At 39.5% G+C, this 14,957-nt stretch carries 11 protein-coding genes, 2 tRNA genes and 1 rRNA gene; 4 read left to right on the plus strand and 10 right to left on the minus strand.

The genetic code is table 11. From position 1 onward, the window contains the following. Positions 1-180 precede the first annotated feature (180 nt). The 5 genes from AC5YDM_RS14250 to AC5YDM_RS14270 all read right to left on the minus strand — a co-directional run bounded on the left by AC5YDM_RS14250 (position 181) and on the right by AC5YDM_RS14270 (position 4,396). Positions 181-256 (minus strand) — tRNA-Ala (locus AC5YDM_RS14250). A 36-nt stretch (positions 257-292) separates the two neighbouring features. Further along, positions 293-369, minus strand: a tRNA-Ile gene (locus AC5YDM_RS14255). 61 nt (positions 370-430) lie between these two features. Continuing rightward, a 16S ribosomal RNA gene (locus AC5YDM_RS14260) occupies positions 431-1,968 on the minus strand. 430 nt (positions 1,969-2,398) lie between these two features. Beyond that, on the minus strand, positions 2,399-2,965 hold the full coding sequence (locus AC5YDM_RS14265; RefSeq protein WP_496152739.1) for a peptidylprolyl isomerase: 567 nt from the start codon (positions 2,963-2,965) through the stop codon (positions 2,399-2,401). Positions 2,966-3,325: 360 nt separating this feature from the next. Beyond that, positions 3,326-4,396, minus strand: a complete 1,071-nt coding sequence (locus AC5YDM_RS14270; protein ID WP_496152740.1) for an alpha/beta hydrolase — start codon at positions 4,394-4,396, stop codon at positions 3,326-3,328. Positions 4,397-4,591: 195 nt separating this feature from the next. Between AC5YDM_RS14270 and AC5YDM_RS14275 the strand changes: the two genes are divergently transcribed. Then, entirely contained in the window at positions 4,592-5,119 is a 528-nt protein-coding gene (locus AC5YDM_RS14275; protein WP_496152741.1) for a hypothetical protein, read from the plus strand. A gap of 357 nt (positions 5,120-5,476) precedes the next feature. Here the strand turns inward: AC5YDM_RS14275 and AC5YDM_RS14280 are convergent, their stop codons facing one another. Beyond that, a complete protein-coding gene (locus tag AC5YDM_RS14280) occupies positions 5,477-5,740 on the minus strand; it encodes a molybdenum ABC transporter substrate-binding protein (RefSeq protein ID WP_496152742.1) in 264 nt (87 codons plus the stop codon). A 784-nt stretch (positions 5,741-6,524) separates the two neighbouring features. On the opposite strand from AC5YDM_RS14280, the gene grpE reads away from it, so the two are divergent. Together grpE and dnaK are read left to right on the plus strand one after the other, a co-directional pair. Beyond that, positions 6,525-7,058 (plus strand): nucleotide exchange factor GrpE, encoded by a 534-nt coding sequence (gene grpE / locus AC5YDM_RS14285; protein WP_496152743.1) that lies wholly within the window; start codon positions 6,525-6,527, stop codon positions 7,056-7,058. Positions 7,059-7,180: 122 nt separating this feature from the next. Beyond that, positions 7,181-9,124, plus strand: coding sequence for a molecular chaperone DnaK (dnaK, locus tag AC5YDM_RS14290; RefSeq protein WP_496152744.1), 1,944 nt, complete (start codon positions 7,181-7,183; stop codon positions 9,122-9,124). Positions 9,125-9,242: 118 nt separating this feature from the next. Here the strand turns inward: dnaK and AC5YDM_RS14295 are convergent, their stop codons facing one another. From AC5YDM_RS14295 to tyrS, 4 genes are all read right to left on the minus strand, one after another. Continuing rightward, positions 9,243-9,713 (minus strand): metal-dependent hydrolase, encoded by a 471-nt coding sequence (locus AC5YDM_RS14295; protein WP_496152745.1) that lies wholly within the window; start codon positions 9,711-9,713, stop codon positions 9,243-9,245. A gap of 36 nt (positions 9,714-9,749) precedes the next feature. Then, positions 9,750-10,181: a hypothetical protein gene (locus AC5YDM_RS14300; protein ID WP_496152746.1), complete on the minus strand. Its 432-nt coding sequence runs from the start codon at positions 10,179-10,181 to the stop codon at positions 9,750-9,752. Positions 10,182-10,312: 131 nt separating this feature from the next. Continuing rightward, positions 10,313-12,250, minus strand: coding sequence for an ATP-binding cassette domain-containing protein (locus AC5YDM_RS14305; RefSeq protein WP_496152747.1), 1,938 nt, complete (start codon positions 12,248-12,250; stop codon positions 10,313-10,315). A gap of 162 nt (positions 12,251-12,412) precedes the next feature. After that, positions 12,413-13,627, minus strand: a complete 1,215-nt coding sequence (gene tyrS / locus AC5YDM_RS14310) for a tyrosine--tRNA ligase (protein ID WP_496152748.1) — start codon at positions 13,625-13,627, stop codon at positions 12,413-12,415. Positions 13,628-13,708: 81 nt separating this feature from the next. Between tyrS and AC5YDM_RS14315 the strand changes: the two genes are divergently transcribed. Continuing rightward, positions 13,709-14,836 (plus strand): anhydro-N-acetylmuramic acid kinase, encoded by a 1,128-nt coding sequence (locus AC5YDM_RS14315; protein WP_496152749.1) that lies wholly within the window; start codon positions 13,709-13,711, stop codon positions 14,834-14,836. Positions 14,837-14,957: the final 121 nt, after the last annotated feature.

The raw sequence follows: 14,957 nt of genomic DNA on the forward strand, positions 1-14,957 counted from the left end.
CCTACTTGAAATGAGCCTTAAACAATTTATTTCAACTCAAATATATTCTGTTAATGATTAACTACGTCCTCATCGGATCGCAGGTAACTGTGATAAATCACAGAAATTAATAAACTTAAACTCAATCGTCTAATTTACTAAGTTCTATAATTTCTCAGCTTATACACTCCGAAGAATGTATGGTGGAGACTAGGAGAGTCGAACTCCTGACCTCCTGCGTGCAAAGCAGGCGCTCTACCAACTAAGCTAAGTCCCCAGCTTATCATTTATAGATTCGATGTATCTTAAGTCATGGTGGGTCTGACAAGACTTGAACTTGTGACCCCACGCTTATCAAGCGTGTGCTCTAACCAACTGAGCTACAGACCCTCAGATACATCTTCATGAAGAACAACTTGTTGTGGATTCTTACCGATCGTCAATCTTTCGTTAAGGAGGTGATCCAGCCGCAGGTTCCCCTACGGCTACCTTGTTACGACTTCACCCCAGTCATCGGCCACACCGTGGTAAGCGTCCTCCTTGCGGTTAGACTACCTACTTCTGGTGCAACAAACTCCCATGGTGTGACGGGCGGTGTGTACAAGGCCCGGGAACGTATTCACCGCGGCATTCTGATCCGCGATTACTAGCGATTCCGACTTCATGGAGTCGAGTTGCAGACTCCAATCCGGACTACGATCGGCTTTTTGAGATTAGCATCCTATCGCTAGGTAGCAACCCTTTGTACCGACCATTGTAGCACGTGTGTAGCCCTGGTCGTAAGGGCCATGATGACTTGACGTCGTCCCCGCCTTCCTCCAGTTTGTCACTGGCAGTATCCTTAAAGTTCCCGGCTTAACCCGCTGGCAAATAAGGAAAAGGGTTGCGCTCGTTGCGGGACTTAACCCAACATCTCACGACACGAGCTGACGACAGCCATGCAGCACCTGTATCAGAGTTCCCGAAGGCACCAATCCATCTCTGGAAAGTTCTCTGTATGTCAAGACCAGGTAAGGTTCTTCGCGTTGCATCGAATTAAACCACATGCTCCACCGCTTGTGCGGGCCCCCGTCAATTCATTTGAGTTTTAGTCTTGCGACCGTACTCCCCAGGCGGTCTACTTATCGCGTTAGCTGCGCCACTAAAGTCTCAAAGACCCCAACGGCTAGTAGACATCGTTTACGGCATGGACTACCAGGGTATCTAATCCTGTTTGCTCCCCATGCTTTCGTACCTCAGTGTCAGTATTAGGCCAGATGGCTGCCTTCGCCATCGGTATTCCTCCAGATCTCTACGCATTTCACCGCTACACCTGGAATTCTACCATCCTCTCCCATACTCTAGTCTCCCAGTATCGAATGCAATTCCTAAGTTAAGCTCAGGGATTTCACATCCGACTTAAAAGACCACCTACGCACGCTTTACGCCCAGTAAATCCGATTAACGCTCGCACCCTCTGTATTACCGCGGCTGCTGGCACAGAGTTAGCCGGTGCTTATTCTGCGAGTAACGTCCACTATCCAAGAGTATTAATCTCGGTAGCCTCCTCCTCGCTTAAAGTGCTTTACAACCAAAAGGCCTTCTTCACACACGCGGCATGGCTGGATCAGGGTTCCCCCCATTGTCCAATATTCCCCACTGCTGCCTCCCGTAGGAGTCTGGGCCGTGTCTCAGTCCCAGTGTGGCGGATCATCCTCTCAGACCCGCTACAGATCGTCGCCTTGGTAGGCCTTTACCCCACCAACTAGCTAATCCGACTTAGGCTCATCTATTAGCGCAAGGCCCGAAGGTCCCCTGCTTTCTCCCGTAGGACGTATGCGGTATTAGCATTCCTTTCGAAATGTTGTCCCCCACTAATAGGCAGATTCCTAAGCATTACTCACCCGTCCGCCGCTAAGTAAAGTAGCAAGCTACTCTTCCCCGCTCGACTTGCATGTGTTAAGCCTGCCGCCAGCGTTCAATCTGAGCCATGATCAAACTCTTCAGTTTAATATTGCTTAGTGCCTTAAAGGGCACCAATCTTGGCTCATCAATTTTCTGACAAATATTTCTCAAATAAACTTCGAGTAATTTCTACCATCAATCAATGAAAATAATTTCGATCAATCAATCAGTAAAAATCCACACAAGTTGTTCTTCATAATCTCTTAATGATCTTCTTGCTCTTCGTCAGAGACAAGTTCAACACAATACAATCTTAACAACTTAACCTGTTCAGCTAAGTTCGTTTGCTGTATCGCGTCGGGATGAGCTCATTATAGGGCAATTTCCTACACACGCAAGCGCTTTTAACTGCTTGTTTTATCGTGTGTTCTTTTTTTATGCACCAAGCTGATGCATTAACATACCAAATCAAACATAAACCTCTAATAATAAAGCAGAAATATGAATAAAATATTTCTGCTTTAATTTTGCAATATTATTTCTTTGTTGGCGCTTTAATCGTCACACTCAGAATTTTAATGGGATTTTTAGGTACATCTTGATGCATGCCAAAGTTTCTAGTCGGTACTTTAGTGATTTTATTGACGACATCCATGCCATTAACCACTTTACCAAACACCGCATAGCCTGCATTTGAGCCTGATTTATTCAAGAAATCATTATTAGCCACATTAATAAAGAACTGAGTGCTTGCTGAATTAGGATTATTGGTACGTGCCATTGCCAATGTACCTACTGTATTTTTTAAACCATTATTTGCTTCGTTGCGAATCGGCGCTCGAGTGGTCTTTTCAATCATACGACTGTCCATACCTCCCCCCTGAATCATGAAGCCTGGGATCACGCGATGGAAAATCGTGCCATTATAAAAATTAGATTGGGCATAAGTTTTAAAGTTCTTTACCGTGATAGGTGCTTTATCATCAAACAATTCAATATCTATATTCCCCGCAGAGGTTTTGATCTGCATTTGTGTATTTGCTGCAAGAGCGACTGTGCTTGTTGCAAGAATGGCAACACCCATGGCGATTTTATTTAACATATTAGATAGACCTTCTCAGTTTTGAACTGAATAATTAAGTTTAAGCTGGATGATATTTTAGTTCGATAATAAATGACTTGCGTATCTATTCTATATAGATGGATTAATTATCAAATTCAAATTTTATTATGTTTCAGTCTAGATCAAGACTAAGTCTATTTTCGTTTTAGTTCTCATAATAAGATTAGACCGAATCTTAGTTAAATTTTCAAATATGAAAATGAATAAGCCCCAATTGAATTCAACTGAGGCTTATTGAATATAAATGCTTATGGTGATCACATATCAATCATTAAAACGTTGCTACTCAAAATCATTGAGTAATCACATTTTCACATCATCTATATAAAAGAGTTGTTATCAGCTCACCTTATCCCAAAATTTACGAAATGCTTTACTCATTTCAATCACATTCTTTTTAGACTTTCGAGAAATCAACGTTAGATTAATAAAGCCATGCGTTTGATCATCATAATCATGATACTCAGTCTTTGTTCCATTTTGACGAAGTTTATGTGCGTAGATCTTTCCTTCATCATGTAATACATCATGTCCTGCTGTTACCACAAAAGCTGGAGCAAGCTTTTTAAAGCTGCCAAAGATGGGTGAAATGAGAGGATCATCTAAGCCAACACCATGCTGAGTCGCATAATAGTCAGTCACATAATCAATATCTTTACTGGTCAGGATCAATCCGTCGTTATATGCAAAAAATGAAGGATGACGACTTTTAAAATCAACAGCGGGATAAATCAAAAACTGAGCTTGAGGTGCATAACTACTATTTGCGGCACGTTGTGAAACAACAGCACTGATATTACCGCCCGCACTGTCCCCTGCAACTGCAATTCTATTTTTTAAAATTTTAAATTGACGACGGTTTTGATAAACCCAGGCTAAGGCATCTTCACAAGATTGAATTAACGCTTGGGGTGAAGTTTCTGGTGCAAGTGGATAATCAATGCTGATCACTTGCACTTTGGCATGTACCGCGAGCAGTCTACATACTTCATCATGAGTATTTACACTTCCTACTACAAAACCACCACCATGATAAAACACCACCATCGGTAATTTTTTATTCGGTGCTGGATGATAATGACGTGCGAAAATACTGCCACTCTGTAGAGGTAGTCGAATATCGTCGACAAACTGAACATGTGTCGATTTATGTGTAATGGATTGAATCTGAGTTTCAAAGGTTTTTCGTGAATAATCAACATTATCCCCAATAAAACCTGACTTACCTTGTTTGAGTTGTGCAGCCATCAAACATTTGGTGAAACTGTCGAGTTGAGGATATTGATAAGGATAGCCCAAGACTTTAACAAGTGACTCTTGTACAACACTTGGTAAACGATCCAATGTACGACCTGCTGAACCTTGTCCATTTTCCATCAGTTGTTGTAATTTATTATTTAACGATCCCATGTTCCATCCTCATTCTTCATATTTCCTACATGATCAGGTTTTAGCTGACTATATTGTTATACAAGTCTATTCATTCATATACAAATTCAAAACATCAATACGCTAATCTGACCATAGCAGTCTTGTCATTGACTATTTATCTATTTATCAGGTTTTTTTTGTTATTCCTGATCATCTCATATAAAGGTGAACGCTATGACGATTAAAGTCGTATTTATCTCTATTGCTACAGCGGTGATGGCCGTCGGATGTGTCGCATTTCCTGATGATGGTCCTTACTATAATGGTAGCTATGACCGATCTGATCGCGATTATCGCTATGACCGTGATCGTAGTAATCAAATTGATCGAGCACGGTGGGAGCGTGAACGTGCTCAAAGAGAGCATCAATCTCGCTTAGATCGTGAAAGACGTGACCGAGACTTAGACCGTCAACGTCATCAACGCGAGCTGAATCAAAAGCGCGAGCAAGACCGTCGTGATCAGTTTAAACGTGATAAAGATCGTCGTGAACAAGCTAAAAATCAGCAGGATCGTCGTAACCAAATGGAACAAAGACAGCGTGAGATCCAAAAGCAAAGAGCTGAAGATCGTAATCGCTGGAATAACCGCTCGACACCGGCTCGCCCAAGTTTTAATAACAATCAAAAGCGTTGGGAGCAAAAACGTGATCAGAAAAATGATCCGCGTCGTAAACGAGAGAATGATCGTAAGGATGATTGAACCAAGCTTAACCATTCCACGCTCTTACCTTAAAGATCAAAGCCTAGAAATAATATCTAGGCTTTTCTTTAGTTAAAATATTCACTTATTTCATTCATTTTGAATCTAGAACTATTTCATTGTTTCCATAGTTAGAAATTATTATGAAAACCAAGTTCTACTTTTACAGTCTATAAATACAATCTTAAAAAATGCATATAAATAGAAATACATACTTCTTATAAAAATAGACAGTAGAGGCATCCGACCTACTGTCTATTCTCTCATGATTTAATAAATAGAATCTGTTATTACTAAAATGCTTCATTAGCTGTTTAGATCACTATTTATTGTGTTGCTCAACAGCAACCGTTTCAATTATTGAACTGGTTGTTCAGCTTGAGGTAATTCACTTGAAGGTGTTGCTTGAATAGGTTCTGCATTTTGTAATGTTGGATCAGCTTGTACTGCAACACCATTTTGAGCATCAATATCAGTTGTAGCAGACTGAGCAATTGACGCATCTGATTGAACTGATGCAGGTGAAGATTGTGCAGTTTCAGGCGTTGAGTTAGAAGCACAGCCCACCATTGTTAAACTTGCACCAGCCAAAATAAGAGAAAAAAGACCTAATTTATTCATACATATATTCCTTTGTTTAAAACAGCTTTTAATACATCGAAGTTTGGTATTTGCTTCGAGTGCCTATCATTCCTAATTTTTTTATTTCTTGCGTGTACTCTTGGTTAGACTTTTAAAATGATCGGGTTGCAGTTTTGAAAAATATGTAAAAAGGTCTAGACAGAACATATCGTCACATTTGAGTAAACTTAACAATTTATTATTTAAAAGATTTTATGTGATTATTAGACTAAATATTTAAGCTAAAAATCCAATGTTCAATAACATTGGTAATATGAATCAGCCTTAAATTAACATTGTAAGTTTTCTTTGGACAAAAAAAAGCCCATTCAAGGAGGTTGAATGGGCTAGAAAAAGCAAAACTGCTAAAAAATAAATAGAAACTACAGCGATAGAATCTGGTTAAAGATAATACAGAGATTAAAAAAATTAATGAAAGACTTATTTTATATCTATTTATACTTTTTTTATATTTTTCTAAGAGTTACAGTGAAATATTAACACATTTTGTGACATAAGTCACAATTTAATATTGATTAATTTACATACAAATGTACTTTAATTTCTTTTGTTGTTCACTTTTATTGAATCAATATTTCTCATCAATTCTGCTAAAAAACTCATTTTTATTAAATAAACAGCTTATTAACTTGAATTTTTGTGACTAGCCCGCATTTCTTGAGTATTGATGAATTAAACAATCATGGCAGTTCTGATTAACGCAGTTAACTCTGCTGCCAAAGGACTGTACATGTTTAAAAACCCATTTAAGCGGAGATCTTCCATGGCAAATGAGCAAAACCAGCAAACTCAGGACGTTCAAACGGAACAAACTGAACAGCAAGTTGAAGTAGAGCAAGCTGAAGTTTCTGTTGAAGACTTACAAGCTCAAGTTGCAACGTTAAATGAAAGCTTAAAATATGAAAAAGCTGTTGCTGCTAATGCAAAATATGAAGCTGAAAAAACGAAAGAACGCTTAGAGCGTGAAGCAGATACAGCGAAAAAATTTGCATTAGAAAAGTTTGCGAAAGAGCTGCTTGATTCAGTGGATAACCTTGAACGTGCCATTACAGCTGTTGGTGATGAAAAGACCCCTCTTTCTGAAGGTGTTGAACTGACGTTGAAATCTTTATTGACCACGCTTGAAAAATTCGGCGTTGTCGCTGTCGACACTACTCAAGGTTTTAATGCTGATTTACACCAAGCTGTGGGTATTTCTCCAGATGCTAAAGCAGGTGAAATTGGGGTAGTGCTTCAAAAAGGCTACACACTTTCAGGTCGTTTACTCCGCCCTGCAATGGTTATGGTTGGTCAGTAAGGTCAAAGAATTTCGAGAGTTTGTGATTTTTTTTAAAATTTTTACTTGAAAAAAAATCATTGGCTCTCATATCGGATAACAAGCATAAACAATTGCAACAATATTTTTGAGGAAACATCCAAATGGCTAAAATCATTGGTATTGACTTAGGTACTACAAACTCTTGTGTAGCAGTACTTGAAGGCGACAAAGTTAAAGTAATCGAAAACGCTGAAGGCGCGCGTACAACTCCATCTATTATTGCGTATAAAGATGGTGAAATTCTTGTAGGTCAATCTGCAAAGCGTCAAGCAGTAACGAATCCTAAAAATACGTTATATGCGATCAAACGTTTGATCGGTCGTAAGTATCAAGACCAAGCGGTTCAAAAAGACATCGGTCTTGTGCCGTACAAAATCATCAAAGCAGACAATGGTGATGCTTGGGTTGATGTAAACGATAAAAAATTAGCGCCACAACAAATCTCTGCTGAAATCTTGAAAAAGATGAAGAAAACAGCTGAAGACTACTTAGGCGAAACAGTAACTGAAGCTGTGATTACAGTTCCTGCTTACTTCAACGATGCTCAACGTCAAGCAACTAAAGATGCAGGTAAAATTGCTGGTTTAGAAGTTAAACGTATCATCAACGAACCAACTGCTGCTGCACTTGCATTCGGTATGGACAAGAAAGAAGGCGACCGTAAAATCGCTGTATACGATCTTGGTGGTGGTACATTCGACGTTTCAATCATTGAAATTGCTGACCTTGATGGCGACCAACAAATCGAAGTATTGTCTACAAACGGTGATACATTCCTTGGTGGTGAAGACTTTGATAACGCTTTAATCGAGTTCTTAGTTGAAGAGTTCAAAAAAGAACAAAACTTCAACTTGAAGCAAGATCCTTTAGCGTTGCAACGTTTGAAAGAAGCTGCTGAGAAAGCGAAGATTGAATTGTCTTCTTCTAATGCAACTGAAATCAACCTTCCGTACATCACTGCTGATGCGACTGGTCCTAAACACTTAGTGATCAACGTTACTCGTGCGAAATTAGAAGGTTTAGTTGCTGATCTTGTTGCTCGTACAATTGAGCCTTGCCGTATTGCGCTTAAAGATGCTGGTCTTTCGACTTCTGACATCTCTGACGTGATCTTGGTGGGTGGTCAATCACGTATGCCAATGGTTCAACAGAAGGTTCAAGAATTCTTCGGTAAAGAGCCACGTAAAGACGTGAACCCAGACGAAGCTGTAGCAATGGGTGCTGCGATTCAAGGTGCTGTACTTTCAGGTGACAAAACTGACGTACTTTTACTTGACGTAACTCCGTTGACACTTGGTATCGAAACAATGGGTGGCGTGTTAACAGCGATCATCGAGAAAAACACAACGATTCCTGCGAAGAAATCTCAAGTGTTCTCAACTGCTGCTGACAACCAACCTGCTGTAGACATTTCTGTGTTCCAAGGTGAACGTAAAATGGCGCAGCAAAACAAATTGTTAGGTAACTTCCAATTAGGCGATATCCCACCTGCTCCACGTGGTGTGCCACAAATTGAAGTATCTTTCGACATCAACGCTGATGGTATCTTGAAAGTATCTGCGAAAGATAAGAGCACGGGTAAAGAGCAATCAATTCAAATTAAAGCAAACTCTGGTTTGAGCGATGCTGAAATTGAAGCGATGATTAAAGACGCTGAAGCGAATGCTGAAGAAGATCGTAAATTTGAAGAGCTTGCAAAAGCACGTAACGAAGCTGATGCTTTAGTTTCGTCTTCTCAAAAAGCGATCAAAGATCTTGGCGATCAAGTCACTGCTGATGAAAAAACTGCAATCGAAACTGCAGTTGCTGAGTTAGAAACAGCGACTAAAGAAAACGATGTAGATGACATCAAAGCGAAAACTGAAGCACTTCAAAACATCATCATGCCGATCAGCCAACGTGCTTATGAAGCTGCTCAAGGTCAAGGTGGCGCTGAAGGTTTTGATCCAAATGCATTCCAAGGTGGCGATGCTGGTCAATCTCAAAAAGCGGACGACGGCGTTGTAGATGCTGAGTTCACTGAAGTTAAAGATGACAAAAAATAATTTGTCGCTTTAAATAAAAAACCGCGCGAAAGCGCGGTTTTTTATACTTAAAATTTTGTTATTAAAACTGCCCGTTTCCCTACTTCATCAGTTCTTGTTAGAAATTTATAATAAACAGTTAATTAATGCTCTTTCTTACTTTAAATTGATATAAAGCATATAAACAAATCACTAATTCCACGCCAAATGACCAATGAAATACAAAATTAAGCCACCATGGTTGATAACGAGGAGTAACTTCAAAAAAAACATAAGGTTTATCAATAAAGGGCATAAATAGCCAAACATCACCAACAAATGTATCAAGACATATATGCATCAATACCGCCCCAGAAAATAAACTGAGTATAGTGGCACATTTTGATTTAAATTGACTTATCTTCAACCAAGTTATTGCAACCAAAAATATAGGTATCCAAAATGAAAACCAATGCATAAAGTATTTATGATGATGTACGGCCCGATTATCAATTAAATAAAAATAAAATAAGTCAAAATCTGAGAATACTGCACCTATCAGCACGGCACTATAGAACATTTTCTTACTTATATTGGACGGCTGAATTCTCTTATAAAGATAACGAGCCAAAAGATATCCCGAAGGTAGATGAGCTATAAACACTGATTACCAATCCGCGTAATTATTTCTTGCTAAATAAATTACTGTTAACACCATAGTAATCACCTGCATTAAAAACCATCCTAGTACTGACCAATTATTACATTGAAAAATCGAATCATATAAGACTGTTTTATAAGGAACAGTGTCTATCATATTCAGCAACATCAACTCCAACCCAAATGCGAACAATAAGATCGTAGTAAATAAAATTTTATTCTTAACAAAGTACAACACTATCCCAAAAAATACAGCCACCCAACCGCAAATACCAATCATCACATAATCATCTGATGAAACACCGTGTAAATCCCTTAGATAAGTCACTGCATTAGGCTTAATATATTCAAAAACACATAAACCCTGATTATACTTTTCAATTGTTGCTGCAAAAAATCCTGATACAGCAAAACTTATTGCAGCTAAAACTCTTATCATATTAAAGATCCAATAGGCATTTTATTATTAGATTATTTATCAGTATTATCACTAAAAAGTTTGAAATTATATTCAGTATTTTAATAAGAAAAAGCCCAATCTACATTGGGCTTTTTGTTCTTAATTAGACATTACTCATCAAATGAACTTTCTAACTCTTCTAGTTCCATCATTAGTTCAAGCATTTTCTCTTCCGCTTGTTCTAACTTGCCTTTCAGTTCAGTTTGTTCATTCATGAGCTTCAACAAATCATCTTTACGATTCGCATCGTATAAAGCGGTATCAGCCAAAGCCTCTTCGATTTTACCTAAACGCGGTTGAATCTTGCCAATTTCTGCTTCTAACTTTTCAATATTCTTACGGACAGGGCGACTGAGTTCACGGCGACGTGCAGCTTCTTTACGCTGTGCTTCTTTATCCCCTTTAGATGCCACAGGCTTTGCAACGACTTGTGATTTTACAGGCGCTGCAGGTTGTTGACCACTTTTCATCATATCAATACGTGCTTGACGTAACCAATCTGCATAAGCAACCAAGTCACCTTCAAACTCACGACTCACACCACCATGCACTAAAATCAATTCATCACAAACACTTGCCACCAATTGACGCTCATGTGAAACCAACACCACTGCTCCTTCATAATCCTGAAGTGCCATAGTAAGTGCATGGCGCATGTCTAAGTCCAAATGGTTGGTTGGCTCATCGAGAATCAATACGTTTGGACGTTGCCATACGATGAGTGCCAATGCTAAACGCGCACGTTCACCTCCAGAAAAGCTTTCACTTGGCGTATCCATACGTTCGCCTGAGAAACCAAAACTCCCTAAGAAAGAACGCAAGCTTGCTTCACTGATTTTACGATCTGCAATACGAGCCAACTGCAACATGGGACTCGCGCTACCATCCAAAGCATCCATTTGATGCTGTGCAAAGTAACCAATATTCAGCAGTTCAGAATCTTTACGCTCACCTTGAAGCAATTCTAGATCACCGACCAAAGACTTGATCAATGTTGATTTACCTGCACCATTCATACCCAATAAACCAATACGGCTAGTTGGAGTAATTTGAAGGTTCACATTGGTGACAATGAGTTTATCGCCATAACCAATATCTGCATGCTCAAGTTGCAGCAACGGCGAACTCATTTTGGTTGGTTCACGGAAGCTAAATGTAAACGGCGTATCAACATGAGCAGCAGAAAGTTCCTGCATACGTTCAAGTTGTTTAATACGGCTCTGTGCCTGTTTTGCTTTAGTTGCTTGTGCTTTAAAACGGTCAATATATTTCTGCAAATGCGCACGTGTTTCTAATTGCTTTTCATAGGCTTGTTGTTGCTGTGCCAAACGTTCACTACGCGTACGCTCGAAGGTTGAATAATTACCTGTGTAAAGAATCAATTCTTGATTTTCAATATGTAGAATATGATCGGTAATGGCATCTAAGAAATCACGGTCATGTGAAATTAACACCAAAGTACCTTCATAGGCCTTGAGCCAGTCTTCTAACCAAAGGATTGCATCTAAGTCCAAATGGTTAGTCGGTTCATCAAGGAGTAATAAATCTGAACGGCTCATCAAAGTACGTGCCAAATTCAGACGCATACGCCATCCACCCGAGAAGCTTGAAACACTCAGTTCAGATTGATGTTCGAAGAAGCCCAAACCTGCCATCAATTGAGATGCTTTTGATGCTGCTGAATAGCCATTGATTTCATCAAAACGACCATACAAATGTGCTAATTCATCATTCGACAACTGATCTGGATGATCCAATTTATTTTGAATATCCCAATACTCTTCATCACCTGAAAGAACGAAATCAATTGCTTTCATATCAAGTGCTTTGATTTCTTGCGCCATATGCGCCACAGTCCATACCGCAGGGCGCGTCAATGAACCACCGTCAGATTCCATACCACCTAAAAGTGCAGAAAACAGTGTCGATTTACCTGCACCGTTGACACCTGTTAGACCAATCTTCCAACCTGGATGCAATTGCATAGATGCTTTTTGAAATAAAACACGTCCACTGCGGCGTATCGTAAGTTGGTCTAACTGAATCATAGATATTCAAACAAATAAGTATTGGATGCGGCATTTTAAATGATTCTGTCGTCAACAACCAAAAATTTAAAAATTCTTTCATGCATAAAAAAGAGCCATCATTTCTGACAGCTCTTTACTCACCTAATTCAGTATCTTAATGAGGTGAGACTCTTCTAGAAATTAATCTGTGAATGTCACTTTAGCGATTGCTTTTTTACCTGCTTGAACAATCACAGTTTTGTTTTCATTGATTGAGAATGAAGCATCGACTACTTGCCAATCAATTTTAACGGCTCCACGTGAAACAGCATCTTTGGCTTGAGCAGCATTTGATGTTAAACCTGCCGCACGAACGATAGAGGCAATAAACATTTCGCCACCAAATTCAGCACGTGAAATCGTGACTTCAGGAGTCCCTTCTGGAAGCTCGCCTTCAGTAATGATATTCCCTGCACCTTTATGTGCATTTGCAGCAGCCTCAGCACTATGGAAACGTTCAACCAACTCTAAAGCAAGAATCTTCTTCACTTCTTGTGGGTTACGTCCTTCAGCCACTTCCTTTAACAACTGTTGAATTTCTTCAATTGATTTGAAGCTTAATAAATCGAAATAACGTTCGATTAAACTATCTGGCATAGACAATACTTTTTGGTACATCGCACCTGGTGCATCAAATACACCAATATAGTTATGTAAAGATTTAGACATTTTGTTTACGCCGTCTAAACCTTCAAGAATTGGCACAGTAATACACACTTGCGCTTCTTGGTCATAACGACCTTGAAGTGTACGCCCCATCAACAAGTTAAAAGTTTGGTCTGTACCACCTAACTCTACGTCTGCTTCTAGAGCAACGGAGTCATAGCCTTGAACCAATGGATATAGGAATTCATGGATCGCAATCGGTTGTTGGTTGTTATAACGCTTAGTGAAATCATCACGTTCTAACATACGTGCAACAGTTTGCTGTGAAGCCAATTGAATCAAATCAGCTGCAGTTTTTTGTGCAAACCATTCTGAGTTGAACACCACTTTAGTTTTATTCGGATCAAGAATTTTAAAGACTTGTTCTTGATACGTTCTGGCATTTTCTAACACTTGTTCACGAGACAAAGGTGGACGCGTTGCACTCTTACCTGTTGGGTCACCGATCATTGCAGTGTAGTCACCAATCAAGAAGAATACTTCATGACCTAAGTCTTGGAATACTTTTAACTTATTAATTAAAACAGTATGACCTAAGTGTAAATCTGGAGCTGTAGGATCAAAACCTGCTTTGATTTTGAGAGGACGATTTTTCTTGAGTTTCTTTAACAGATCCTCTTCAGAAATAATTTCATGAGTGCCTCGTTGGATGAGGGCAAGTTGTTCTTCAGCTGGCAGGAAATTTGACATCACAAAACCCAAATACGTCAGTTATTCAATTTGTGCGATATACTAACATTTTTTCAGCACAATGCAGGCGAAGTATCTTATATGACATCAATCTATATTGGCGTAATGACTGGAACCAGCATGGACGGCGTCGATTTTGTTGCTGCTTCATTTGATCCTTTACATATTCATGCCACATTGACACGTCCTTTCGATCCCGATTTACGTGATGAACTCATGGCGCTTACCTTGCCAGATGACAACGAAATTGATCGTATGGGTAAAGCCGATGTTGCACTTGCACAAATGATTGGTCATGGGATCAATCAACTCATTGCTGAAAATCATTTAGATAAAACACAAATCAAAGCGATTGGCTCACATGGTCAAACCATTCGTCATCGCCCGGAACATGGTTTTACTCTGCAAATTGGTGACCCCAATATCATCACTGAAATCACTCAGATTCCTGTCATTTCCGATTTTCGCCGCCGTGATATGGCAGCAGGTGGTCAAGGTGCGCCACTCGTTCCAGCTTTTCATCAAGCTTTATTCCAACATCCAACCATTCACCGTGTGATCTTAAACCTCGGTGGTATTGCCAATGTCAGCATGCTGCCTGCGGGTGATGAAAAAGGCGTTTATGGTTTTGATACTGGCCCTGCGAACATCTTGATGGATGCATGGTGTGAACGCTATACAGGACAGCCTTATGATGAAAATGGCAATTGGGCTGCCTATGGAACGCCGATTCGATCACTGCTCGATCGACTGCAAGAACATGACTTTTTTTCTAAAGAACCACCGAAAAGTACAGGTCGTGAAGACTTTAATCTAGAGTGGCTTGATGAACAAATTGCAGATTGGCGTAATGATCATCAATATGATGAACTCGAAGATACGCCTGAAAATGTGCAAGCAACCTTATTAAAACTCACCACCCGTGCCATTAAAAAAGCCATTTACCGCTCCCCTTTAGATACAGGTGAAGTTTACGTCTGCGGTGGCGGTGCATATAACTCACATTTGTTAGAACAACTGCGTTGGCGCTTACGAAAACACAATTGGTCTGTACAGACCACAACCGCGATTGGCTTATCACCAACTTGGGTTGAGGGTACTGCTTTTGCATGGTTAGCGATGCGCTTTATGAATCAACTTACAGGTAATTTACCTGAAGTGACCGGGGCAAAAGGCTCTCGTATTTTAGGAACGATTACTGCTGTTTAAATAAAATTATCATTAATCTAAAGGTCGAAATTGTTTAACAATCTTCGACCTTTTTTCACTTAATAGTGACCTTAATAGCAATTATAAAAATTTGAAATCTATATGAATATAAAGATCATAC

The sequence above is a fragment of the Acinetobacter sp. CY81 genome (genome assembly GCF_059515925.1).

Coding starts and splice junctions, on each gene's coding strand:
- AC5YDM_RS14305 (WP_496152747.1), bottom strand. CDS start 12,250: ATGATTCAGTTAGACCAACTTACGATACGCCGCAGTGGACGTGTTTTA.
- tyrS (WP_496152748.1), bottom strand. CDS start 13,627: ATGTCAAATTTCCTGCCAGCTGAAGAACAACTTGCCCTCATCCAACGA.
- AC5YDM_RS14315 (WP_496152749.1), top strand. CDS start 13,709: ATGACATCAATCTATATTGGCGTAATGACTGGAACCAGCATGGACGGC.
- AC5YDM_RS14275 (WP_496152741.1), top strand. CDS start 4,592: ATGACGATTAAAGTCGTATTTATCTCTATTGCTACAGCGGTGATGGCC.
- AC5YDM_RS14300 (WP_496152746.1), bottom strand. CDS start 10,181: ATGATAAGAGTTTTAGCTGCAATAAGTTTTGCTGTATCAGGATTTTTT.
- AC5YDM_RS14270 (WP_496152740.1), bottom strand. CDS start 4,396: ATGGGATCGTTAAATAATAAATTACAACAACTGATGGAAAATGGACAA.
- grpE (WP_496152743.1), top strand. CDS start 6,525: ATGGCAAATGAGCAAAACCAGCAAACTCAGGACGTTCAAACGGAACAA.
- AC5YDM_RS14280 (WP_496152742.1), bottom strand. CDS start 5,740: ATGAATAAATTAGGTCTTTTTTCTCTTATTTTGGCTGGTGCAAGTTTA.
- AC5YDM_RS14265 (WP_496152739.1), bottom strand. CDS start 2,965: ATGTTAAATAAAATCGCCATGGGTGTTGCCATTCTTGCAACAAGCACA.
- dnaK (WP_496152744.1), top strand. CDS start 7,181: ATGGCTAAAATCATTGGTATTGACTTAGGTACTACAAACTCTTGTGTA.